20 protein-coding genes are annotated in these 25,025 nt (G+C 46.0%); 9 read left to right on the top strand and 11 right to left on the bottom strand.

Translation table 11 applies throughout. The features are described from left to right. Positions 1-199 precede the first annotated feature (199 nt). A complete protein-coding gene (locus A3EU_RS31595) occupies positions 200-1,285 on the top strand; it encodes an AAA family ATPase (RefSeq protein ID WP_020538650.1) in 1,086 nt (361 codons plus the stop codon). Between the two features lie 63 nt (positions 1,286-1,348). On the opposite strand, the gene porX is transcribed toward A3EU_RS31595, so the two are convergent. Next, on the bottom strand, positions 1,349-2,905 hold the full coding sequence (porX, locus tag A3EU_RS0123515; protein WP_020538649.1) for a T9SS response regulator signal transducer PorX: 1,557 nt from the start codon (positions 2,903-2,905) through the stop codon (positions 1,349-1,351). A gap of 142 nt (positions 2,906-3,047) precedes the next feature. Here porX and A3EU_RS0123510 point away from each other — a divergent pair, with 142 nt between their 5' ends. Together A3EU_RS0123510 and A3EU_RS0123505 are read left to right on the top strand one after the other, a co-directional pair. Beyond that, entirely contained in the window at positions 3,048-3,845 is a 798-nt protein-coding gene (locus A3EU_RS0123510) for an SAM hydrolase/SAM-dependent halogenase family protein (RefSeq protein ID WP_020538648.1), read from the top strand. 10 nt (positions 3,846-3,855) lie between these two features. Continuing rightward, on the top strand, positions 3,856-4,578 hold the full coding sequence (locus A3EU_RS0123505; protein ID WP_020538647.1) for a DUF3667 domain-containing protein: 723 nt from the start codon (positions 3,856-3,858) through the stop codon (positions 4,576-4,578). 308 nt (positions 4,579-4,886) lie between these two features. Here A3EU_RS0123505 and A3EU_RS0123500 read toward each other — a convergent pair whose 3' ends face one another. Next, complete coding sequence (locus A3EU_RS0123500; RefSeq protein ID WP_020538646.1) at positions 4,887-5,279, bottom strand: VOC family protein; 393 nt, start codon at positions 5,277-5,279, stop codon at positions 4,887-4,889. A 91-nt stretch (positions 5,280-5,370) separates the two neighbouring features. On the opposite strand from A3EU_RS0123500, the gene A3EU_RS0123495 reads away from it, so the two are divergent. Then, positions 5,371-5,826 (top strand): DUF1801 domain-containing protein, encoded by a 456-nt coding sequence (locus A3EU_RS0123495; protein ID WP_020538645.1) that lies wholly within the window; start codon positions 5,371-5,373, stop codon positions 5,824-5,826. Positions 5,827-5,987: 161 nt separating this feature from the next. Here the strand turns inward: A3EU_RS0123495 and A3EU_RS0123490 are convergent, their stop codons facing one another. Continuing rightward, a complete protein-coding gene (locus A3EU_RS0123490; RefSeq protein ID WP_020538644.1) occupies positions 5,988-6,422 on the bottom strand; it encodes a DUF1761 domain-containing protein in 435 nt (144 codons plus the stop codon). Positions 6,423-6,539: 117 nt separating this feature from the next. Here A3EU_RS0123490 and A3EU_RS0123485 point away from each other — a divergent pair, with 117 nt between their 5' ends. Continuing rightward, positions 6,540-7,826, top strand: a complete 1,287-nt coding sequence (locus A3EU_RS0123485; protein ID WP_044086543.1) for an MATE family efflux transporter — start codon at positions 6,540-6,542, stop codon at positions 7,824-7,826. Positions 7,827-8,283: 457 nt separating this feature from the next. On the opposite strand, the gene A3EU_RS0123480 is transcribed toward A3EU_RS0123485, so the two are convergent. The 3 genes from A3EU_RS0123480 to A3EU_RS33230 form a co-directional block, all read right to left on the bottom strand. Next, complete coding sequence (locus A3EU_RS0123480; RefSeq protein ID WP_020538642.1) at positions 8,284-8,988, bottom strand: hypothetical protein; 705 nt, start codon at positions 8,986-8,988, stop codon at positions 8,284-8,286. Between the two features lie 210 nt (positions 8,989-9,198). Next, a complete protein-coding gene (locus A3EU_RS31590) occupies positions 9,199-10,140 on the bottom strand; it encodes an alpha/beta hydrolase (RefSeq protein ID WP_020538641.1) in 942 nt (313 codons plus the stop codon). Between the two features lie 422 nt (positions 10,141-10,562). Continuing rightward, positions 10,563-11,657 (bottom strand): adenylate/guanylate cyclase domain-containing protein, encoded by a 1,095-nt coding sequence (locus A3EU_RS33230; protein ID WP_052331331.1) that lies wholly within the window; start codon positions 11,655-11,657, stop codon positions 10,563-10,565. A gap of 118 nt (positions 11,658-11,775) precedes the next feature. Here A3EU_RS33230 and A3EU_RS0123460 point away from each other — a divergent pair, with 118 nt between their 5' ends. Further along, positions 11,776-12,441 carry an outer membrane beta-barrel protein gene (locus A3EU_RS0123460; protein ID WP_020538638.1) on the top strand — a complete coding sequence of 222 codons (666 nt, stop codon included), beginning with the start codon at positions 11,776-11,778 and terminating at the stop codon, positions 12,439-12,441. A 283-nt stretch (positions 12,442-12,724) separates the two neighbouring features. On the opposite strand, the gene A3EU_RS0123455 is transcribed toward A3EU_RS0123460, so the two are convergent. The 4 genes from A3EU_RS0123455 to A3EU_RS0123440 all read right to left on the bottom strand — a co-directional run bounded on the left by A3EU_RS0123455 (position 12,725) and on the right by A3EU_RS0123440 (position 21,641). After that, positions 12,725-17,584 (bottom strand): DNA repair ATPase, encoded by a 4,860-nt coding sequence (locus tag A3EU_RS0123455; protein WP_020538637.1) that lies wholly within the window; start codon positions 17,582-17,584, stop codon positions 12,725-12,727. A 442-nt stretch (positions 17,585-18,026) separates the two neighbouring features. Continuing rightward, a complete protein-coding gene (locus A3EU_RS0123450) occupies positions 18,027-20,147 on the bottom strand; it encodes an SPFH domain-containing protein (protein WP_020538636.1) in 2,121 nt (706 codons plus the stop codon). Positions 20,148-20,369: 222 nt separating this feature from the next. Further along, positions 20,370-21,008 carry an OB-fold-containig protein gene (locus tag A3EU_RS31580; protein ID WP_020538635.1) on the bottom strand — a complete coding sequence of 213 codons (639 nt, stop codon included), beginning with the start codon at positions 21,006-21,008 and terminating at the stop codon, positions 20,370-20,372. A 300-nt stretch (positions 21,009-21,308) separates the two neighbouring features. Beyond that, the gene (locus tag A3EU_RS0123440; protein WP_020538634.1) at positions 21,309-21,641 is read right to left on the bottom strand and encodes a hypothetical protein; all 333 of its coding nucleotides are present in this window, start codon (positions 21,639-21,641) and stop codon (positions 21,309-21,311) included. Positions 21,642-22,073: 432 nt separating this feature from the next. Between A3EU_RS0123440 and A3EU_RS0123435 the strand changes: the two genes are divergently transcribed. The 3 genes from A3EU_RS0123435 to xseB all read left to right on the top strand — a co-directional run bounded on the left by A3EU_RS0123435 (position 22,074) and on the right by xseB (position 24,171). Continuing rightward, positions 22,074-22,625, top strand: coding sequence for a hypothetical protein (locus A3EU_RS0123435; RefSeq protein WP_020538633.1), 552 nt, complete (start codon positions 22,074-22,076; stop codon positions 22,623-22,625). A gap of 65 nt (positions 22,626-22,690) precedes the next feature. After that, positions 22,691-23,980, top strand: coding sequence for an exodeoxyribonuclease VII large subunit (xseA, locus tag A3EU_RS31575; RefSeq protein ID WP_020538632.1), 1,290 nt, complete (start codon positions 22,691-22,693; stop codon positions 23,978-23,980). Continuing rightward, on the top strand, positions 23,977-24,171 hold the full coding sequence (gene xseB / locus A3EU_RS0123425) for an exodeoxyribonuclease VII small subunit (protein ID WP_020538631.1): 195 nt from the start codon (positions 23,977-23,979) through the stop codon (positions 24,169-24,171). Before xseA ends, xseB begins: the two co-directional genes overlap by 4 nt. Here xseB and A3EU_RS0123420 read toward each other — a convergent pair. Beyond that, a complete protein-coding gene (locus A3EU_RS0123420; protein WP_156825879.1) occupies positions 24,134-24,976 on the bottom strand; it encodes a hypothetical protein in 843 nt (280 codons plus the stop codon). The genes xseB and A3EU_RS0123420 overlap by 38 nt on opposite strands. Positions 24,977-25,025 lie beyond the last annotated feature (49 nt).

Raw genomic sequence — 25,025 nt, 5'->3', positions numbered from 1 at the left:
TTGCACAAAAGTTTTTAAACGAACAAGCGTTCTTTTCCTTTATTGGGGAAGAGCGCTTGTTTGCTTAGCCCAACTTGCTAAAAATTGATTTGGGAACTATTGTGTAATTTCACCCGTTCTCCAAATGATTTGATACGCTAAGCCTTGATAAAAGATCGACTTACATTAGAATACATGCCGATCTCCAATTACCTACCCAATGAACGAACTGCTTAACAATTACAACGCGCACGGCAATTTCTTAAGAGAAAACTATTTTGTTCAGACCTATGACTGTCTTCCTTCCAAACACTATTTGGAATTACAATTGGAAGACAAGGAGGAGCACATGAATACACTCCTTGATCAATTATTAGCTTCTGACCACAAGCTGGACCTCGTTTTTAAAATCTGGAAAAACCAAGACGCTGAAGAAATCGCTGAAAAAGGAGATTTTCCTCGTCATTATTTCTTTAAAAGCAGCAGTAACGATTTTTGTATCTGGATATCACTCGATTATGAAAGGCTGTTTATAGAAACCCTTTACAATCACTTGGACCAAGCGCTGGAAACCTGGATCAGGGCTTATCTGCAAGGAATCAAAGATAAATTCAGCCAAAAGAAAACAGCCGTCTTTAAGGTCTTGTCTAAAAGTGGTTTTGATTATTATACGGAGGACATTAAGATCAGCGAAATAACACTCGATGTTAATGCCCACTATAACGACGACTTCATCCCTATTCATGGCGTCATAGAAGAATCCTTGAAAGTCGATAGTTCAGGGCTCATTTTGCTGCACGGAGCGCCAGGCACGGGCAAAACGTCTTACATCAAGCATCTTTTGAGTAAGCAAGGCAAACGCAACTTCATTTTTATTCCTAACGACTTTGTTAGTGAATTGCTTCAGCCCAATTTCGTTTCCTTTTTGATTACCAATAAGAATTCAATCCTCGTCATTGAAGATGCAGAAAAGGTGATCATTTCTCGGGACAGTAATAGTGAAAATTCGGTGGTATCAACGATTCTTCAGCTTACGGATGGCCTGTTTAGTGATTTTCTCAATATCAAAATCATCTGCACATTCAATACCAGTATTGATAAGGTAGACAAGGCCCTGCTGCGAAAGGGACGTATGATTGCTTATTATGAATTCAAAGCATTGACGACGGACAAAACCAATGCCTTACTCACTACGCTTGGCCATGAGACAGGCAAGAAAGCCATGACCTTAGCCGAAATATTCAACATCAATAAAATAGATTTTGAAAATAGGACAAAGGCAAACGCTATTGGTTTTAAGAAGTGATGAACAGAGTCATCCCGGGTTTTGATGATCATCAAAACCCGGGATGACTCATATTCAGGATGATTACCGTTTCCTTAAAAGAATAACCGGGCAGATCATCTCTTCCAAGCTAATACCTCCATGCTGGAAGGTATCTCGGAAATAATTATTGTAGTAATTATAATTATTAGGGTACAGGAAGTACTTGTCTTCTTTTGCAAAAATGAAGGTAGAACTCACATTGGGGCGTGGAAGGCCAGCCTCTAGTGGATCGCGAATTTCAAGGACATCCTTCTTATCGTAATTGAGGTTCTTGCCCACTTTATAGCGCAAATTGGTCGTTGTGTCACGATCACCCACCACCTTGGATGGGGTATTAACACGGATGGTACCATGATCGGTGGTCACAATTAGCTTGACATCTCCTTTTTCTACAATTCTCCGTAATGCAGACCACAATGGAGAATTTTTGAACCAGGAGACCGTCAGAGAGCGATAAGCTTTTTCATCGCTTGCCAACTCCTTGAGCACTTCCATTTCCGTGCGAGCGTGGGAGAGCATATCTATGAAGTTGTAAACGATCACCGTAAGATCGTTGTGCATGTAATCAAGAATACTGTCTTCCAGTTGCTTGGCTTTGCTGATGTTGGTAATTTTGGTGTAGCCAACTTTAATATCCCGCCGTACCAAGCGCTTTACTTGTGCCTGCAACAAGTCTTCTTCGTGGTTATTCTTGCCGCCTTCCTCTACGTCATTTTTCCACCATTTCTTGTAGTGGCGTTCAATATCCGCTGGCAACATACCGGCAAAGATGGCATTGCGACTATACTGCGTAGTTGTAGGCAAAATACTACAGAAAAACTCTTCTTCTATTACTCGAAACTCTTCATTAAAAATAGGCTCTAACACTTTCCACTGGTCGTAGCGAAGATTATCAAGTAACAACATTACAGTTGGTGTACCTTCTTCCAGTTGTGGCAACACCTTTTCTCTAAGCAGGCGGTCACTCATAATAGGACCATCACCATTTTTAAGCCAGCTGAGATAGTTTTTTACAATGAACTTTGAGAAGGCATTATTGGCCTCATTTTTCTGCATCGAGAGGATATCCCCCATTGCAGTAGAGTTACTTTCATCAATTTTGATCTCCCAATTAACGATCCGCTTATAGATATCTATCCATTCTTTGTAATTGAGATTACTGTTGATTTCCATCAAAATCTGACGAAATTCTTGCTGGTAATCGGAGCTCGTTTTCTCTCGAAAAAGGCTCTGACTTTCCATCAACTTCTTCAATGTTAATAATATCTGGTGCGGGTTTACAGGCTTGATAAGGTAGTCATTGATTTGGCTACCTATGGCTTCTTCCATGACTGTTTCTGCCTCATTCTTAGTAATCATCACCACAGGAATATTGGGCCTGATTTCCTTGATTTTTGCTAGCGTTTCCAGTCCTGTAATGCCGGGCATACTTTCGTCCAGAAAAACGACATCAAAATCGTTACTTTCCTCTATTTCTTCGAGGGCATCGTGGCCATTGGTAACGGTTGTTACATCATAGCCTTTCTTTTCGAGAAAAAGTAACTGGGGTTTAAGCAGATCGATCTCGTCATCCGCCCAGAGAATCTTAATGGCGTCCATATTTGGTGGTACGTTTTTTATATTTTAGGAGGGTTCTATTTTCCTCAAAAGTAATCATTCGCAATAAGAACAACGTTGCAGAAGGAAGAATGGATATAAAATTTTCCAAAATCATTATCTTTACCGCAAAGAGCATAGTAATTTGGAAAGGACACCCCCTATTGTTACGATCACTTCTGATTTTGGTTGGCGAGATTATCACCTAGCGCTGATCAAGGGTACTATTTTACAGCATACCCCTAATGCGCGTATCGTTGATATTAGCAATGCGGTCGCCAATTATAACATTGTTGAAGGGGCCTTCCTCTTTCGACATGCCTGGCAGGCATTTCCTGCGGGAACCATCCATTTACTCAGCATCAACGATTTTGATCAACCAGACCGGCCTTTTTTGGTATTCTCTCACCAAGGGCATCATTTTGTTGGGCCAGACAATGGTTTGTTTTCTCTGATCTTTCAGGAGCAGCCCGCCAACATCTTTCAGTTAGATACCGAAGACATTTCCTTTAGTCGTTTCCCACTCGCCGATATTTTTGGCAAAGCCGTAGGGCACCTTGCTCAGGATTTCCCCGCTGGCGGGATGGGAAGTGCAGTAGACCAGTGGCTTGAACGAATTACCTTGCAGCCCGTTACTGGCCCCAACCATATTCGTGGATCAGTGGTCTATATTGATCAATTTGATAACGCTATCCTTAACATCGACCGGCAATTGATGGAAAATATTGGTCGCGATAGATCTTTTGAGCTTTATTTCAAGCGCCACTCCCCTATCACGGAACTTTCAACTTCTTTTCATGATGTTCCTGTTGGAGAAATTTTGTGTCGTTTCAATTCTGCTGATCTGCTGGAAATAGCCATCAACATGGATCGAGGAGCCAGCCTCCTTGGCCTCAAAATAGAAGATACCGTCCAAATAGACTTCTCTAACGGCAAAAAATAAACTTGACATTATGCCTGGCTCTCTCCCTAAAAATTTTCCCGATCCGCAAATCAAACGAATAAGCACTAAAACCATTGGTGCTTCCCTGCTATCAATTCTCAATCTGGAGCGAGGGATTTTTTATACCGTTTGGGAATTGATCAAAAATCCGGGTGCAGCCATGCGCAGGTACTTATTTACGAACCGCAGTGGCTTTATTGAGCCTATGAAATTTCTGGTCGTAACGATCCCCATCTATTTATTTATTTCCTTCACCTTTTTCCCTGACAGTGGCTTTTTTGCTGGTTTTGAGAATGGGTTAGCAGGTAATCAAGACGATGCAATCGATCCAGAAAAACAAGCATTGACCAAAAACTTGATCAGTATTTTTAAAGAGTATGCCAATCTACTTCTGCTAATTACCGTGCCATTGGCTGCTATTTTTACGAAGATACTCTTCCGAAAATACCGGCTCAATTTTGGCGAGCACCTGGTCATCAATGCATTCCTTTATGGGTTCTTGACCTTTGCCAGCACGCTGCTGCTTCCAACGGCCTGGATATCTACTGACGTGAATTCTTGGTTAATGGCCCTCCTTTATTTGGTTTATACCACTTATTTTTTTCAATCCCTTTTCCAGTTTTCCTGGTGGCGATCTTTCGGCAATACTATCCTCATCTATCTGTTTAGTCTTTTGATTACGGTTGTTGTGTTTATTGGGTTTATGATAGTCGGTTTATTGGTATTACTATAGGAAGACATCCAAGTATTCTTCTTATTAGATTAGGTGTTTTTTGAACCATATAAGTTCATAAAAGGACATATAAGTACCTCGCAGTTCTGCACTGATAGGTACGCAAGGATCATATCGGGGCGCAAGGCAAGGCCTGGAGCCCGGGGCGCGGAGCGACCAAGGACAAAGGTGCGAGGATAGTAACTGCTCCGCTCCATAGGGTCGGGTTTAAAACCCGACCCTATGGAGCGGAGCAGTGGATAGCCTGGTGCCGATCCCGTCCCGACTTTTCTAGTCGGGACGGGAGAATGGCATGGCCCCCAAAAGACCTATGCAATTGGCTCAATAAAATCCCAAAGGTTGCCGTATAAGTCTTTGAAAACGGCTACAGTGCCGTAAGGTTCTTTCACTGGGGGGCGGACAAATTCGATGCCTTCGGATTTCATGTTTTCGAAATCTCGCCAGAAATCGTCGGTGTAGAGGAACAGGAAAACCCTGCCGCCGGTTTGGTTGCCTATGGATTTTCGCTGCTCTTCGTTGGTAGCCCTAGCCAATAACAAAGCACACTCTTTCCCTCCGGGAGGAGCCACCACGACCCAGCGTTTTTCGGGTGTCAGCGGGGTATCTTCTATAAGCTCAAACTTCAACTTTTGAGTATAAAAAGCGATGGCATCGTCGTAATCAGCTACGACCAAAGCTATACGTGCAATATGTTGGCGCATTATTTATTATTTTTGGAGCAAACAAAGGTACATAGTATTCGAGCTAAAATAAGGTGCGCCAATTTGTTTTTATACACTCACATAACAAAAGATGAAGATAGAAGCTACCTCCCCCGATAATTATATCGAACAACTGCCTGAAGAGCGCCAAGCGCCGATGCAGAAGCTCCGCGCAATTATCAACGACAACATTCCTGCTGGTTTTGAAGAAGCCATGAATTATGGGATGATTGGCTATGTGGTGCCGCATTCGGCCTACCCTGCCGGATATCATTGCGATACCAAGCTACCGCTGCCTTTTATGAATATTGCTTCACAAAAGAACTTCATTGCGCTTTACCACATGGGCATCTACGCCAACCCGGCACTCATGGAGTGGTTTGTGACCGAATACCCGAAGCATAACAAGCGTAAACTGGACATGGGAAAAAGCTGCATCCGGTTTAAGAAGGTGGAAGAAATTCCATACGACCTGATTACAGCATTGGTGCAAAAAATGACCATGCAGGAATGGATTGAGCTTTATGAAGCTAATGTTAAGCGGTAGGGGTGGTTAGATGGTTGATGGTTGATGGTTGAAAATTTTATATCTGAAATTTGAGGGATACGACTTTGTAAAGGATGGTACTGAGCACATCGTATTAGAAATTTGATTACCTCTTTTTCAACACACCAAGTACTCAGTACCAAATACCTCTTAGCGTAAAATTAAGACTTTCGCCAGCCACCAATGATCGCCCCCATGGCGATGAAAAGCAGAAAAGCGTATCCGCCGTCTACCATTGACAAAGAGGTAGGATTAGCTGCAAATCGGTTACTTACATAGGTGTTCAGGAATACGATGAAGCCTACTCCTGCGCCCAAGGTAGCACCACCCGCCCAGCTGGTCATACTGGTTTTTCCTATCAACCAATTCATGATCAGGGCATAAATGAACATCGCTATGGTGTTGATGATCATCGGCAGTGCGGTAACTTCTACCTTCTCGCCGTAGCGCAGCATTTCCATTTCTGTTTCTCCCTGGGCTAGGCCGTTTCCTGCCATCCAGATATCCTGAAATAAGGCACCATAAAATAAAAACCCAAGGCCCATGCCTACTACAGCGGCGGCGATAATAGCCAGCCAGTTCGTTTTGTTTCCCATAATATTTTCAAGTTTAGGGTGGTTAAAAACAGCACAATAAGTCTATTGTGCCTACATATTGTATCCAATTTAAGCAATTAGTAGCTTATTTTTACGCATACTCCTTAGCTTGTGGCCATGAATAAAGAAATTTTACGCCTGGCCATCCCTAATATTTTGAGCAACATCTCGGTACCACTCCTCAGTTCGTTTGATACGGCGCTGATGGGCCGCATGAGTGCCGACCACCTCGGGGCCGTAGGGCTGGGTAGTATGATCTTCAACTTTGTTTACTGGAATTTTGGTTTCCTGCGCATGGGCTCTACCGGTATGACTGCCCAGGCCTTTGGCCGCAAAGATCAGGCCGCCATGAGCACCGTGCTGGGCCAGGCCGCCATCGTGGCCATCAGTCTGGCCTTGCTCTTGATGATCATCCAGATACCGCTCCTCGATGCGGCCCAAAGCTTACTACAGGTAGCTACCGATCAACAATCACTGGTGGGCACTTACTTTCAGGTGCGCATCTGGGCAGCGCCCGCCGCTTTGGGTATGTACGCGCTTATGGGCTGGTACTTTGGTATGCAAAATGCCATCTATCCGCTGCTGCTCACTATTCTCATCAATGCCACCAATATGTTGGTCAGCTACTGGCTGGTACACTATTGGGGATGGGGTATAAGTGGCGTTGCCTGGGGTACCGTCGTTGCACAATACACCGGCCTTTTTGCCGGGTTGGGCTTATTGTTGTACAAATATCCCTGGGTGCGAACTACCGTAAAATACCAGGCCTTGCTGCAGTGGGAGGCCCTCAGCCATTTTCTGCGCATCAACAGTGATATCTTCTTGCGTACGCTGTGCCTTACCCTGGCTTTCGCTTTCTTCTATCGGCAGTCTACTGGTTTGGGAGAGCTGGTGTTGGCCACCAACGTCATCTTGCTACAATACGTCAACTGGATGTCTTACGGGGTAGATGGCTTTGCTTTCGCGGCGGAAAGCCTGGTGGGTAAATACTACGGAGCGGCCAAGCCCCAAAAGACGCAACATGCTATCCGGCTCAGCTTTCTTTGGGGCATGGTGCTGGCAGCCATTTATGCACTGATTTACGGCGGAGCCGGGGACTCCCTTTTATATGTATTCACCGATAAGGAAGAAATTGTCAGTGCTGCCCTCCCCTATCTACCGTGGATGGTCATCTTCCCGCTACTGGGTACACCTTGCTATATCTGGGACGGCGTCTACGTTGGGCTCACTGCCTCCAAGGCCATGCGCAATACCATGTTACTGGCTTTTGCGGGCTACCTCCTCCTCTATTATTGCTACGCACAGCATCAGGACAATCACGGCTTGTGGCTCAGTTTGTTGGGCTTCATGGTCTTTCGTGGGATTATACAGTGGTGGTGGTATGCGCGTGGTGAGGTGGGGTAGGTTTTCGGTATTAGGTACTTTGTACGAGGTACCAGGATTTCAATTTATCCCAAAGTGATGATGAAGCCTGTTTACCGATAATGAGCACCTTTTATTCAAGCTTTGCGATATTTATTTGGCAGCCTGCCGCCCTGGCAAAGGACTGATTAAACGGATGCTTCCTTGGGCGGCACCGCGCTATCCACTCCTATGTGCTCGCCAAAGGCTCCGCGCATACCGCTACTATCGCTGGCTGAAGGGGGAGCTGTTAAGATATGGGAAAGTGTAAAGGTGTAAGAGATGGAAAAGTGTAAGGGTTACGATCAACTCTTCTCAAAGTCGGAAGTTTGAAATGAAAGGGGAAGGTATTTACGTAAGCGCTTATTAGTTCTAATCTGAGTTCTTCCTACTACAGCAGTATACTATGGGCTAGGGTTAAACATGGTCGTTTAGAATTTCAGTGAACACTCTCTTTCAGTTAACAAGAGCATCCACCAAGCATGAATATCTTCTCCTTAACCAATTCCTCAACCCTTCGTCTAAATTGTTTTTCCCGCTCCGTATTGAGTTCAAGGTCTAGTCCATCGTCTCCTTTGGGCATCAATCCTTGTAATTCGTTTTTAAGGTTTACTGCAGGCCTACTTCCAGGTTCTATGTCTGAGCTATAGAAGTTATACGTACATTCTCCATTGCCTACAGAAAAGATATTCTTCATAGTCCTTTTGTGTATCCATTTATTGTCTTCTTCAGTGACTGTCTGGGATGATTCTGTCCCGAAGGTGTGTCCTTTACTAGCACTTATTAATTCATATTGTCCTCTAATACTATCAGCAACCATTGGAGACCAGCCTTTCAATACATATATTGGAGATGCTAGTTCGGCAAAAGTACCATCGCTTCTTCTAAGGCTATCTACCAAAATCTTCTCAATATCTGTGTACATGAAGACTTTAACATTATTTTTCAATTGTTTATCGATGTAGTCATTTACTTCCATTCGATAATTCCCACTCCTATCATAGTAGCACAGATCATTGTCTTTAAGTAACCCAGGGCTTGCTAGCGTTATAAAACATACTCTTTCTTGCCATATTATCTTGTAGATATCAAAGTGCCCTATATCTCCTAAAAGGTGATTAGTAGAGAGGATTATTACTCCTGTAAAAAGAACCCATTTGCTCATTTTATGTAATTCTATTTTATTTAGAGTTGGTACAATAACAACAGTATTTCAACTGCATTTTGGGGTGCAAACAGAGAGATCAGCTGGACATATCCCGACGACAGCATGTTTTTAACTCAAGATCGGGATAGTTCAGAAACTAACATGCGCAGTAAGAGTTTCTTGCTCTTCTATGCCTTCGCGCGTGAAAAAACAATCTCAATACTTTACTTACCGGCTTAAAAACGACACAATATCCGCATGCATAGCGCTGTTCTGCCGTCGGCACAAGCGGCGCATATTCAGAAAACCATGAACAACACCCTGAAAATTATGAAACTCCACTTCCACGCCAGCGGCTGCCATTTTTTCGGCGTAAGCCTTCCCTTCATCCCGCAAGGGGTCCAAATCAGCAGTGCAAATGTAAGCCGGAGGTAGTCCGCTCACATCCTCTGCCAGTAAGGGCGACATCAACGGATCTATAATATCATCCTCAGTGCTTTGATAATGCATGACAAACCACTCCATCAATTCGCGGGTCAAAAAATAGCCTTTACCCAGGCTATCTATAGAGGGATAACACAGGCGAGCATCTGCAGTCGGGTAAATGAGCACTTGGCGCCAAGGTGTGATTCCGCCTTCCTGTTTACTCAATAGGCATACTACCGTGGCCAGGTTGCCCCCGGCGCTGTCGCCCATCACGGTAATAAGTTCGGGATTCAACCCCAAATCGGCAGCAGCACCGACCAACCACTTAAAAGCATCATGACAGTCATGCACGGGTATCGGGAACTTATGCTCAGGTGCTAGTCGGTAAGCAATCGAAAAAACGGGCATCCGGTTCTCTTGGGCTAGTCGGCGGCAAGCCTTATCGTGAGAATCCAGGTCGCGCGTCACAAAACCACCACCGTGGAAGAAAAGGATGGATTTTCCTTCCGTGCCTGTTTCTAAGGGTTGGTAATAGCGATAACTGATGCTAGCACCATCTCTGGCGGTAAAAGCGCCTTCTTCTACCCTTTTCATTTTGCACGGAGGTGCATCGATAATTGCTCCGATTTTTTGCAGTTCCTTTCGGTTCATCTCCCGCATTTTGGCAGGAGGAACTTCATTTAAGTCTACTTTCGGCTTGAGATGATTGACGTAAAATAAGAGTATCCGGAGGGGTAAGGTCATTGTTTTTTCTTTGAGGTGAGGACTTAGGTGTTCGTAGAAAATAATCTACACATCTTGCTACAAATATTTCCTCATCCCTAAAGTTAAGTTTTCTCTGACATTTTCCGTTCAAAAGAATTTGACACGCCTTTTAGCCAACAAAAAAAATGTTTTTACGATTGTTTAAAATAAAAATTTTATTATTGGCTTTTAATTCCTATATTTGCAAACCAGCAAAGTTGACGACTTTACTGAAAATCGAAGGTCACTACCCTTTCTTTCGTCCGAAAGGCATTCAGAGTTTTTTTTTCGCATTGCTTGGCTGTTCTCGACTACGAGAGCAGGTATATTCGCGTGCCCATTCACCAGAATGGTGAGAGGGTGTTCCGGCGGTCCGGACAGCTGGGAGGGCCCTCCCACTTGAGGGTGTTGTGCCCCTCCCCTCAAAGCGCCCGATACAAATCTATCCGTTCCTGCCGTCCTCTCAGTGCTATTTGGTCTGAAACCTGTTCGCCTCCTTCGGGGAATTCACCGGCGATCTTATCCCAAAGTGGACCCGAAATAAGGTGGTCGACGCCGAGGTCGTTGCATTTCGACTGGATGCGAGCTGCAGTGTTGAGTACATCTCCAGAGTAGGTGATGTCGCGTTTGATGATACCAATTTCTCCAGCCATCACTTGGCCAAAATGGAAACCTGCTTTGAAAGATGGTAGCACACCGTAATTTTCTTCGTAATACGCTTTCCGTCGCTGTAGTTGTCGTTTTATTCCAAAAAAGGTTCTCACACAGCGGGCCTGCTCTACGCCTACTTTCATTGGCCAGCAGACAATCACTTCATCTCCTACATATTGATAAATTTCTCCTGAATTATCGAGAATCGGGCCTGTCATATCTGCAAAACAGTCCTTTAGTAGATTAAAATAGTTTTCTTCTCCTATCTGCTCTGCGATGGTCGTTGACGATTTCATATCCAAAAACATGAAGACACGTTCCTCTCGTTTTGGGCTGTAATACTGCCCCATAAGCAGCTTACCAAACATCCCTGGGCCATACTTTTCATTGACTAAAATAACAATGACCGTCACGACAGTCACCAGCAACCAAAAGAAGTAGACAGCAAGAAAATTAGGAGTCTGTAGATAACCAAAAGCGTAAGCAAGACTATCTCTACCATACACGACCACATCATTATCCAGCGCGTAAATTACAGGCATAGCCACCATATCCGCGACTAGAGCAATCAGCGTAAAGCCTCCTAACAGGTAACTCAGCACCTTCCAATAAGGAGCTGCCCTCAGCGTACGGTACAAAAGATAGACGATAAAAGGACCTAGTAATAACAAGCCAATCGTGCAAGCGACCCAACTGCCAATCAACCAATTCATAAACTCAAAAACCTCTCCTCCGTTGTTTTTTAACAGGTAATAATCATAGATGGTCTTGGCCAAAGCCACGAAGTACCAAAAGACGGCTACCCGCAGGATCAACCGCCAGGAACGGGAACGAAAACTGCTTGTTTGTGCTAGTTGTGGATTCATTTGATGGAATAACGCTGCAAAATGGCATAATGTGGTGCATAAAGTTAACAGAATTCAACTCACCCAACCATTTCTAAAAAAACAACCGTCTTGCCCAATACTCCAAAAAATCAAAATCATGAAGTATTCCTTTCTATTTTTCCTTTCCCTGATCCTCAGCAGTGGCTTATTCGCACAACTCAGCCTTGGCCTCAAAGTGCAAACGGGTGAAGCTTGGCAAAACTACGGCGACGAAATCGCAATCGACGGCTTTGATCAACGAATTGATCATTACGGCGTATCAATGGAAGCTTTTTATCCGGTATCTCCTGCTATTAGCGTAGGTCTCGCACCTGGCTACCTCCGTCGAGGGGCTGCTTGCGAACCAGGCTTTGTGGGTAGCAATCCTTTTCTTGTACGAGATGCGACCATCTACGCCAATTACCTCCAATTGCCATTGCTCATCAAAGCGAATATTCCATTGGCGAATCGCTTTTCTCTATTTGGACAGGCAGGTGCTGGATTAAGTTACCTTGTGAGTGGCCATCGAGATGTCCTCTTTCTGTCTTCTTTAGATGGTGGCCGCGAACGGCAAGAACTCGACTTCGAGCAAGAAAACACGCTCAATCGCTTCGATTTCGGTGCCCAAGCAGGTCTTGGATTTGCTTACCAACTCGGGTTCGGTAGCCTTCAACTATCTGCCGATTACTACCATGGTTTTCTAGATATGACGGAAACCAACACCTCTGAAAACCGCAGCTGGTCGGTAGGTTTGGGGTATTCCATAAATATCAACAGACAATAATAGGCAGGCATATTTCTGAACCACCAAAGACACTAAAGTTTTTTAATAAAGAACCACCTAAAGCCAAATTCATAGATCTGGCCTTAGGAACAGCACGAAAACAAAACGCGATTTGGCTAACGCCGCTACTTCGTGGTCGCTCCGCGTCTACTACGTGGTTGTTTTTCACAATAGTTGAATAAGCGATTCATTTTAAGTGTTTTAACTATTTGAAAAACTTGTATAAAATCGCGTTTTATTTTCTGCGCAATACTTAGGTGCCTTTGGTGGTTTAAATAACCAACTACTTTGCATCTCCATTCAAGGCTTGCTTGATACCTCGGAGACCACTATTGAAATCATCTAGTTGTGCCAAAATTTGCGCCATCCGATCCGTACCATCTTCGCTGGCAAAGAGCTTGTTCTTGTTGAAAGTCTGCTTAATTTCCTCCCATCGTGCTGCTTCCTTTTTGGTTTGTAAACCTAGCAATTCTTTCAACTTTAGCAGGTTTCCTTCTGCATCCGAGGTCAGGGTTTGTACCTCGCCTTCATAATGCGCCAAGAGAAGGGTATTCAACTCTTTGTCATTCATGATAGGTGATACCTTTTCCGCCAATTTATTCATATTCCGGTACGACCCCTGCAGTTTGAAAGCAGGTTCCGTACGATAGGCATCCGACATTCCTGCCGAGTGGATATAGGCTTTATTGACCCTCAGTACCACATCACGTACATACAACAGCTTGGTAAGTACATTGATGTAGGATTTCAATTCTTCACCGCTGTAGCTGCCTTCCAGCTGTAAATCTTCGAGGCGAGCAGTTTCTACGCCCTCGATCATGGTATACAAATCTTTGCGCGCCTTCATGGCTAAAGGTGCCAAAGTTGGATTGGAAGTCAGGCTGTTTTCCAAGTAACTGAGCTTAAATGCTTTCGCTGAATCACCGATGATGTCTCCAAGGTTATAAATGTCCGCACGGTTGGCCAACATATCCGGTATCTGGAAGCGGTCACCACTTTCGGTATAAGGGTTACCAGCCATCACTACCGCCACGCGACGTCCGCGTAGATCGTAAGTTTTAGACCGCCCTTGATAGACGCCTTCTATTTTACGTTGTGCATCACATAACGAGATGAATTTTTGTAGAAATTCTGGATTACAATGCTGAATATCATCAATATACAGCATAATATTATCACCCATTTCCAGTGCCAAATTGAGCTTCTCCAACTCTTTCGCAGCGCCCATTGAAGGGGCGTCTTTGGGTGCCAGCGAGACTACATTATGTCCAATTGCCGGTCCATTGACTTTTACGAAAATGAGGCCGAGGCGGTTGGCAATGTATTCCATCAGCGTTGTCTTACCGTATCCCGGCGGCGAAATCAGGAGTAAAAGGCCCATCCTATCGGTACGGGTTTGTTCGCCTACTGCTCCAATTTGTTTGGCCAGGTTGTCACCAAAAATCGGCAAGTAGACCTGATCAATCAAGCGATTCCGCACAAAGGAACTGAGCACTTTGGGCTCGAACTCTTCCAACTGCATATCCTCGCGGAAGCTTTCCGCTAGGGCGCGTTTACGCTGGGTGAAGGCTACGAAACCAGGAACACTGGTATTGACATAAGCTTCCATTTTATCCATAAACGTATGGTAAGCCAAGGTGTAACCTCCATCAACGATCAACGCATGATCGCCACGCATCTCGGCGACCTGTACCAGCAATGGTGCATCAACTAGCGTAGTGGTTAGCAATTCACCATACAACATTAGTCCCGCCAATTCTTCCTGATAAGCCCACAGTTCTTCCTGGTTTTGCATCTCCAAGTAAGCATGTGCCCACTTTCTAGCTAGCAAAAATTGCTCGCGAGGGTGAGAAGACAACAACTTCAAAGACTCTTTAAATTTCGTCAATGACTTCTCTTTTTTCAGGAATGCCTGTAAATCTTCCCACAACTGCCCGGCCGTCTGACTCACGGAAATCGAACCTCCATTCGTTAACTCACTGAAGAGATAAGCAGCCGCACGCTTGGTTAAATACGTTGGGAATAATTTATGAGCGGTCAAAAACTGCTCTAACTCCGTTACTAAATCTTCCTTCAGGTAAGCAAACTCTTTTGTCGATGGGAATACTTTCAAGATAGTACCAGCACTTTCCAGTTGCTGCTCTAGCTCTGCCTTACGGTCATTCTGTGCAAATTGCATCCACCAAACCAGCGCAAGCGCGCGCTCACTAGGCGTAAATGCCAGTAAACCAATCGTACTTTGCATTCCTAGCAGTGTACTCAGTATCCTCGCCGCATCTTCATCATGGATGCCTTTGGTATAACCTTCTTGATAGCGACCAGCCGCCGCTTCCTGTATTTTTGGCAAGATCACCTCATATTCAGCACCCCACCCCTCTTTTAACGCTGTTGGCAATAAAGAGAAGGCCAGGTACTCGCCCCGGTATACTTGCTTGTCCTCTGAAATGAGACGTTGCTGCCAGTAGGTTTTGTTGCCATTTAGCACTTCATCTTCAATAGGCAGATAGAAATTGGTGCCTGTCAAGTGGTAAAGCAATTCGTCTCCTTCATTGACGACCGTCAACTCCAAAGGCTGACTGTTTACAGAGAAGCGATGGCGGCCCAATTTGATAACGTTCTCTCCACCTACAAACAATTCCTGGCGATCACGCAAGCCCCTTACAGCATCTTCCTGCAAGCTCTTCAATTGGGTCTGAATACGGTCAGCCTTGTTGCTATCGTCCAGTGCATAAAGTTGCTGGATGATGTCCCGCACTTTATCCACCATCAAATCTGCAGCAAAAAAGCTATTGATATCCGCCAATTCCTTAAAGGCCTCCGTACGTTTCTGTACGCCCGTAAAAATGCGCTCCGCAGCTTTTGCCAAGGCTGTCGTCCGATTGTTTCTGGCTTCAACCAAACTGTTTTTACGATTCTCCAGAGCCGCATAGACCTCTTCCCGCTTTTCGGTCAGTTCAAGCGTGAAGGCTTCCACTTCGGCAAACTTGCTGTCTAGTTCTTCAAGTTGCACCATCAGTTTGGTCAGGAACTCATCACAACGTGCAGGTGTATCTGCGAGGTCGAGATAATTGATCAAACTCTGGTCCAGCAGCTTCAGTTGCGCACCAAATTCCGCTGCCGACTCTTGGGTACGAAACTGTTGTGCTCGCTTTTTGATCGCTGCTTTGTGCTGATTAAGCTGGGTAAACAAGGCTGAAATGGTGTCGATGATGCGGGTTGTCTGGGTCGCATCTGCAATCTTCAAATTGCTGACCATCTCCACCAGCAACTCTAACTGTCCACCGATTTCATCAAAGCTCTCTTCCAACTCACTGGCCGCTTTGGCCGTCTTCAGATCACCAACAAGAGACGCCTGCTCAATAATTTGTGCCTCATAAGGCTGTAAAGCCTCCGGTAACAACAGGAACTCTACACAGGTTTCGGCCAGCTTTTCGTTGTTTTTCTGAGCTTCCGCCTGAAGTTCTACAATCAGTTCTTCATTGGTAAAAGGCAGTTCCTTTAGGCCAAGAATATCCCCTCGCAGCTGGCGCAGGGCCGCTAATTGTTCTACAAAAAGCTCGATGCTGTCAAAGCGTTCCCGACGGATACGGTCAAACAACTTTTCGGCACGTTTCGCCACAGCTTCCAACTCATTGTTGGTTTGCCGCTGGGTACGTACTTTCTTTTCAAACTCTTCAATAGCCGCTTGGGCCGTTTCGCGGATGGGCCGCAGGCCTTCGGCCAGCTGAAATACTTTTGGATCATCAATCCAGTAGTAGGCGTCCAGTACATCGGTTACCCGCTTGGACAAATCATCGTAAAGGTTAGCGTAAGAATCTTCCTTCCCACAAAGGGTAAGGACTTCCTGACACTCGGCCATCGCACGAACGATGTCTTTGTTACCTACTTTAAACAGGAAACTATCCTGGTTGCCCGTCTTTGCCTGCACATCAGCGACGAAAGGCGTTTGCCAAATCTGCATAACGTGATGCTTCGTGGCTTCTTCTTCGGCCTTAAAATAGCACAGTTCCCCGCCTGGAAATAACGTAAAGCCATTACAAATAATGGGCGTTGTTATCGACTGACTGATGATATTGTAAGGCAAAAGCACGTAAGTACCATGCAGGTTATCGTAAAAAACAAAGAGGTAATCTTCTCCATTACCGGAGCTGATTCTTTTTTTAAATACCAAACCTTGGGTGACCTGCTCAAAGAGCTTATGTTCTCCCGTCTGGAGGTAGTAACCGTTAGCAAAGATCAGGCCTTGGCTTTCTGGTAAAAGGATACCCGACTTGGCGAGCGCATCGACGCGTTCTACTTTTTGAATCTTTTCGTTGAAAACGAAATAGCGGTCTTCTTCCTGATATGGGCGAATACGTAATGCAATGAGGTTGCCCAGATCTGCGTAGGAGAACTCCGCATCATCGAGGGTTTGGTCAGGGTATTCTACTGGCTCTGCGTAGATACCACGTCCATCGCTAGTATTGTCTTCTACCTTGATGGTCAAATCACCACCCACTGTTTCTACAAACACACGGTCCATGATAGATACGTGTGGGTGCTTACCTTGCCGCTGATCGTCGCGGGTTGCTAAACGCCAGCGAAACTCATACTGCTCCGGAAACTTCACTTCATGGTCAGAACGGTTATCCACATAACGTAACCCTTCATCTGTGACCAACCACTTGAATGTTTTGAAGTCCGTTGTGCCCTCGTTAAGATGAAACACCATATACAAATACTGCCCTCGGCGAGAAAACCGCGCGAAGAAAGCATCCTTGTAGTAACGGTACAGGTTTTGAAAATCCGTCAGGAATTTCTCATCCTTCAGAATACTCAGTTCTTCTTCTTTGAAGCTTTGTTCTGTAAAACGATAACCACTAAATACATCAGAAAGCTTGATACCCGAACGTAAGCCAACGTGTACGTTGTACCCAAAAATACAATGGTCGCCGATGGCTACAACATCGCGTGCCGTACAGTAGTTGCTGGTGTGAATACGGTCATTCGCCACCAAAGTCGTCTCGATGGCCCCAAAAACCGTCTTACGTTCTTCGTTCAATTGTGCTAAACGCTGGCGCAAGGCATCGGCCTGCTGCTCCAATCGTCCGCGGATGATATCATAAGTGCCTGTGTCGAGGGCTATATTTTGGGTATTGGACATGTTTAGTTTTTTTAGTGTTCGGCGTTGCCTCACGGGGGTACTCGCTCTGCTCGTGGCAGTGCTCGCTGTACTCGCGGTGGTGTTCTCCCGACTTTTCGTCGGGATCACATTTTTTTGGTAGGGTTGATTGGTTCTACACTCTCCCCCCCAAAACTCCCTCCGAAGGCCTAATTCAAGAAGTTTCACCTAAGTAATCGGTGTAATTCTTGCTACTAAGCACCATCAAAATGTGTCCCGCTGGAGGGACCGATCCACAGGATCGAGGGAGGAGAAGCCCTTGCGGCCAGGGCTCTCCTCCCCCGTCACTGTGTGACACCCCCTCCAAAGAGGGGGACATGGAAACCCCTTTGATTTGGTGCGAAACTAAGCGCATTTAACACCAAACAACACTGGGCTTACCGGAAGAGTACCTCCGCGAGTCCCGAGGTATCGGGACGAGCAGTTACATCAATTTCCCTACCTCTACTCCTCCTAGCCCAAGGCTTTCTACCTTGTTGAGGAGTTGCTGAACAAGGCTACGATCATCACCACTCAATTCGTTGTTGAGGCGAAGTAAGAGGGCCGTAAGCGTCAGGTTTTTGATGGTTTCAGTTGTGAGGCCGGCTTTTTGAATGAGGCCCAAGACTTGCGTCAGGACACCACCGTTGCCGCCTCCTCCATTGAGCAAACCATTACTCAATTGGGTCAGGTGCGTAGAGTTGTTGATCAGGCCATCGATCGACTTGCCTCGGTTGATAGAGTTCATTATGCTATTCACAAACTGCATTTCACCGCCGACAATGTCGATATTGGCATGCTTCATGGCTTCACCCAAGACCATCGCCTGAGCTTCGGCTACGTGCTGCTGCACATTGATACCTGCAAGTTCGACTTCCTTGTCTTTCTCCAGGCGAAGCTTGAACTCTTCGTGCTCTTTGCCTACACCGTCGAGCTTCTTCATAGCGTTGGCTTTCTGCTCTACGCCACGGGCTTCGGCAGCCAGCTTGAGCTCAAGAACTCTAGCATCTACGGCTCCTTTCTGGTCTGCAACTTCGGCTTCGGCCATCCCTTGCTTCTTGACCGCATCCGCTTTAGCTTCAATACCTTTTGCTTCGGCGAGAGCGCGGGTTTCCAGCACCAGTGCCTGGGCCTTACCTTCCTGCTCCATAGCATGTGCTTTGGCTTCGATCACCTGCGCTTCCGATAGACCAAGGGTTGCTTCTTCCGCAGCTTTGGCTTCGGCCATGATCTTACGAGCTTCGGCTTCTTTACCGGCAGCTTGCTTGCTGGCTTCGGCTTCAATCAACAACTGATCGGCCTGAATGGCAGCGGCCAACTTAGCGGCTTCGGCACCACGCTCTTTTTCAATAACGATGGCCTCTCCTTTAGCCTGGCTTTCGATGATAACCTTCTGCTTGAGACGATCAGCTTCGGCCAGTACGCGAGTATCCTTGATGCGCTCCTCCTCTTCGACGACTCGCTTCTCAACCATGATCCGATCACGGATGACATCCTGGATATTTTTCTTCTCTTCTTCTACCGCACGCTGCTTCTCGATCTCCGCCAAGGTGACGATCTTCTCACGTTCGGTGAGTTCCAGCAATCGATCTTTCTCTACCCGCTCCGTTTCTACGGCTTGGGTACGCTCCTTGTTCTTCTCTGCGACGATGACCTGGCGCATACGGTTTTCTTCCGCAATTTGCAGTTCTTCGTCGGTCTTGATCCGTACGAGTTGAGCACGAAGGCGCTCTTCTTCCGTAATCTTGACGATTTCCGCTTCTTCCCGCGACTTGATGTTCGCGACCTCCCGCTTTTGGCGCTCTTCCTTCTCGGCAAGCTGACGCTCGTACTCGAGGATAGCTTCACGGGCTTCTACGTCTTGCTCTTTGAGGGTTTTTTCTTCCTCGCGGCGGATGTAGTTGGCCTTAACGCGCTGCTGAGCGGTTAGCTCGGTGATCTTCTTGATACCTTCGGCGTCGAGGATATTGTTTTCCTTGAGAAATTCGATATCTGTTTGCTCTAGGTAATCAATACTTACATCATCCAGCTTGTAACCGTTGAGGTACTCACCAATAGTGTTTTGGATCTCGGAGTTGAACTTCTCGCGGTTGTCGTATAGTTCGACAAAGTCGAAACGCTTACCTACCGTCTTGATGGCTTCCGAGAATTTGGCCTCGAAGAGCTCACGTAAGGTATTGAGATCAGAAGCACGGACACAGCCAATATTCTGTGCGACGTTCTGGATGTCTTTGGAGTCCTTATTGATCCGGACAAAGAAGACGACTTTGATATCGGCTCGGATATTGTCCTTACAAATGAGGCCATCCTGATTCATCCGGCTGATTTCGATGGTTTTCACGGAGAGGTCCATCTCTTCGTACATCTCGATCCCCGGGATGACCATGAGGCCATTTTCGAAGGCTACTCGCGTACCGCGTAATCCGGTAGCAATAATGGCTTTGCCCTGGGGCACCTTGCGGTACCATCTGACGAGCATGACCAAGAAGCCAAAAAAGAGCAGGATGAGGATTCCCCCGAGGAGGTAACCCATGGATCCCGCAATGTCTACTTGCAATAATAGCATGACTGTTGAGGTTTATGGTTGTTTAAATATTTTAATGCGAGGTACGTGGTACAGGGTACTTAGTACTAGGTATTTGATAGGCATTGACCCGAACCGAATAGGTGAGGGCGGTGGCCGGAGGCCGCAAGGACAAGGGATGGCAGCATCCTACGGTAGTAGGTGCGTACAGCCCGGTGCCGCCGATAGGCCGGCATGGCCCCAAATCCAATTTGGTAAAGGTTTTCAACTACCGTCTAGTGGTTCGACGAGCCAGTAGCGTTTATCTTCGGTGCGCCCGATGATGACGGTTTCCTCCCCAGCTTTGAGGGAGTGAGTGCTTTTGATGTTGACCAATAGCTCATCGCCATCGTGATAGACACCGCCCTGTCCAAAGTTCTTGCCATAAGGCGGAAGTTTGACGCGGCACTGCATACCTACGTATTCCACAGGAGCAGCGGCCGTGTTCATCCGAGCAAAAAGAGGGATCAGCGGATAGCTGAGGATTTTTGCCAGGAGGAATGCTATCAGCAAAATAGGCGCGGCCAAAGCGAGGCCATAAGCTGCTGAGTAGTTGCCCCAGTAGTGGTTGGTGAGCACCGTCATACTCCAGGCTGACAAAACCACCAGCGACATGATGAGCATAAAAGGCACGCGATCGAAGTGGAAGAAATGCAGAGCAGAGGCAAACAAGCCATCTAACGAAAAATCTGCATCTACGTCGACGTCAACATCTACATCCAGGTCAGCATCGAAATCAAAATCAAAGGCACTTATATCAATGGCACCCAAGATTACTGACAACCAATACAATACGACCAAGGCCATAAGCACGGTGTAGACCAAATTGAGAGGATGTACTGCTACCTGAAATAGTTCTTGCATGAGGGTTTCGTTTTAAATTACTGCGCGTGCGGTGTTTTGCTAAGTATTGCGCAGAAAATAAACTGCGATTTCGCTTCGCGGCTTCTTCGAGGTTTCTCAAGTTTTCCAAATAGTTAAAACACTTAAAATGAAGCGCTTATTCAACTATTATGGAAAACAAAATCGATTTTTATTTTCGTGCTGTTCCTTAGCTATGCCTGCGCAAGGGTAGGTCCGCTGTGGTAAGATACAACGCAGTCGTTATTTCTTACCTAAACAGCAGATTAATTGTAAAAATTAGGATTAGGTAACCTAATATTCCTAAACTAAATCGTGGTGATAATTGGTGGTATCCTGGGGCCTATTGGTTTGCCGTTTAGGCGGGATGGGGCTTGCGCACGAAGAAGCTAAGCCACGTACAAGCATTTCGCCATTGCGCCAAACGTTGGCCGAGACGCCAAGGTTGTTGTAGCCAACCTTAACAATATACTCTACCCAATCGGGGCCTTCTTGTATCTCGAAAGTGTGGGTGGCACCAAAGAAGGAGTACTTGCCGCTGACTTCGCGGTCGTTATAGAACACCTTTTCCTTGCCTAGAATGGTATTGCGGATGGCTATTTCGTTGCCGTGGGAGAAAACAGAGAGAATTCTCATAGTTAGTAAATTTAATGATGACTGTTTGTGTACTTGCGAATTGATAGTCCTAAGATGTTATAAAAATTAACATTTGGCAGGTTTCATCGGCTAACATCCAGAGAAATACGACGAATTTTAATTGGTTAATTGGTTGGATGGTTGGATGGTTAGATGGTTAGTTGGACTTTTAGCAAAAATCCGTAGAGGGATGCGGATCGCTTCACGCTCCTATGGTAGAATGTATAGGGATTAGGAACGATGAGTGTTTAATTCCCAAATCGATTATAAAAGCCAATGTTGAAAAATTTATAAGCGTTTCTACTAGTGGATCACGACAATCCCTCTACCCTCTACTCTAAGTGGCGATGCAATCGCCTCGCATCTCTTTACTACTTTCGACAAAATGCTAAAAGTTCAGTTTGTTTTCTCAAAAAAATTGATCTTGGAGGCATGAAAGCAAAATATGAAAACTGGATATACTTGCTGGCTAGCAATGGTATCCTATTATATGGTATAGTAATGCTGGGTTGGCCGATATTTCCGCTTGTTTATTTGTGGTGGTGGGAAGGACTGTTGAGTACCGCTGTGAATATTTTCATTAGTAAGCGATTGGGCATAAAGGAAGCTCGGTGGGGGCAATTGTTTCCTTATTTTGTTTATTGGGTATTCGTGATTGTCTTTTTGGGTATACTGGCATCGAATAGCGATCAAATCATTGATAACCTTGGGGTTGTGATGTTTAAGGACAAGCTATTCAATTTGTGCTTATTGCTGCTGATTCTCCATTTAGGTTTTCGGATTATCAAGGGAAATTTGCCTGGTGCAGAGGTATTCCTGCTTCAGATCAGGTTACACGTTGGCATTGTGCTCGGCGGATTGGCGATGTTTGTAAGCAAGCACTTTGAGGTCGACAATGTGGTACCGGTAGCGTTGACGGTGCTGGCCGTGAAGGTGTTTTTGGATATTTGGAGTATGTTGGGTAGTACTACTGAGGCAGAATAGAACGCAGATTTGACAGATTTGACAGATTTGCACAGATTAATCACCTAGTTATTTAACGGAAATAAGTGCTCCGGTTTTTACTATCTGGCGATCCGCTGTACCTTCGCCTGATGTCAACGTATCGATTATTTGAGCTGAATACTTTTATACGCCGTTTTGTGGCGTTGAACCTACCAGCACCGGTGTGGGTACAGGCAGAGGTAGCCGAGGTAGACGAACGGCGTGGGCATTACTACCTGGCCTTGATGGAAAAAACCGAGGATGGCCAAGAGATCGCCGCACAAGCCAAGGCTGTGATATGGTCGCGCACGGCCAATAAATGGCAACGGACAAACAAGCTGCTGCTGAAAGACCTGCTGCAAGCGGGCCGTGAGGTGCATTTGCAAGTGCAGGTGAGTTTTCACGAGCGCTTTGGTTTACAGCTACAGGTGCAAGACCTGGACGCCAACTACACCTTGGGCGTGATGGCCCAACAGCGGCAGCGAACGATTGATGAATTGATGGCAGCGGGTTTGCTGCAAGCCAATAAAATGCTACGCCTGGCGATGGTGCCCCAGCGCCTGGCGGTGATCAGCTCACCGGCCGCAGCCGGTTGGCAAGATTTCATGGCGCAATTGCGGGACAATCCATACGGGTATGACTTTGAGGTGCAATTGTTTCCGGCAGCGGTGCAGGGTACACAGGCCAGCCCCGAGATACGCCGACAGTTGCGGACCATTGAGCGCCGCCGGGATAGTTTTGACGCAGTGGTGATCATTCGCGGCGGCGGCGCACGAATGGATCTTGCCGACTTTGATGAGAAAGAACTGTGCTTTGCAGCTGCCCAAATGACCTTGCCCATCATCAGTGGTATCGGCCACGAAACGGACCAATCAATTATGGACATGGTTGCCCATACAGCATTGAAAACGCCGACTGCAGCGGCTAACTTCCTCATTGACCGCCTCCATTACCTGGATCAGCAACTGGCTGGAGCTAAACAAACAATTGCGCAGCAAACCAAACAGCTGGTACAACGTAAAGCATTTGAGCTCGCAAGCCTTGGCGAGCAACTGAAGTTTCAACAGAAGCAACTTTTACAAAAAGAAGCCTGGAAATTGGAACAGTATGCCCAGCAACTTCCCATGATGGTACGACGACGGCTGCATGAGGCCACTGCCCAATTGGAGCAACTGCAACAGTTACACCAATTGCTCAGTGTAGAAGGCCAACTCAAAAGGGGTTTTGCATTGCTGAGTGTTGGAGACGAAATCATCCGAACGGGTAGCCAGCTTGCACAACACGAAGAGGTAACACTCCATTTAAAAGATGGAACAACGACTCTCCACACTACACCCCAAACCAAGAAAAAATGAATGAATTGAGTTACGAAGAAGCACTGACAGAATTACAAGACATCTTACAAGCGTTGCAAAAAGAGCAAGTAAGTATTGATACTTTAAGCGCTAAAAGTGAACGGGCAGAGGTATTGCTCACCTACTGCCAAGAAAAACTGCGTGATCTTAATGCTAAGCTTGCGCCAAAGGAAGATATGCCAACCCCGTAAGCTTGATGGGCCGGATCGCAGCAGGACCATGTAGTTGGCCTACTTGATGCCAGCGGCGAGCCAACAGGTCAAAGAAGTACCACCCTTGGGTTTTGTGATCAGGAAAATAGAGCAGCTGCCCCACCACAACGACATCATCCATTGTGAAGTAAGGAATATTTTGCTTGGTACCTGCAAACAATTCTCGACCATCAAATTGAGCAGGAGAGAAAGGGTAGATGTAAGTTGTTTTTCGGTCAGGAAGACCATCTAAACCAAATAGTCTGCCTTGGAACATGGCTATCTCATCAAAATCATTGGGTGGTGGCTCCTGCCGTAAGGTAGCAACCATAACACAATTTGCATTCTTACGGTTAACCGTCAAAATTGCTTCCGAGACTTTATCTTGTTGAATCGTTCCATCCAAGCTTGCTGAAAGGTAGAGCAGGTCATTGGTTTCATCATAGGTGAGCCCTTCACAAAAATAAATCGATTTGTTCTCGGCAGTAAACACCCCTACCCTTTCCCAGGCTCCGGTAGCACGGATTTTTATCAGTTCAGGATTGGAACGAAAATTCATGGTGGAATAGAATGCTGTATCTCGAGGAATGTAGACCAGGTTGCGGAGTTCTGTACCCTCTGGAAGGCCCTTCAAATCACGCATGGGTGTTAGTTCTCCTGTCTCTAGGTTAACTTTTACTAACTGGTGGCCATTAATGCCTACTACAATACCCATTTGGGCTTGAGCCACTTGAAAAGAAAACAAGGTTAGCAAGACAAAAACCATGGTACGAAACACCATACTATAATTAGAAACTTGAACCATTGGAGAGGGATTAAGACCTACAAGCATATTGAAAAGTACAAAGGTCTCG

It is taken from the genome of Lewinella cohaerens DSM 23179, from assembly GCF_000379805.1.
Lineage (GTDB): Bacteria > Bacteroidota > Bacteroidia > Chitinophagales > Saprospiraceae > Lewinella > Lewinella cohaerens.
The sequence above is the reverse complement of the archived record's forward strand: the minus strand, read 5'-3'. Positions and strand labels throughout refer to the sequence as shown.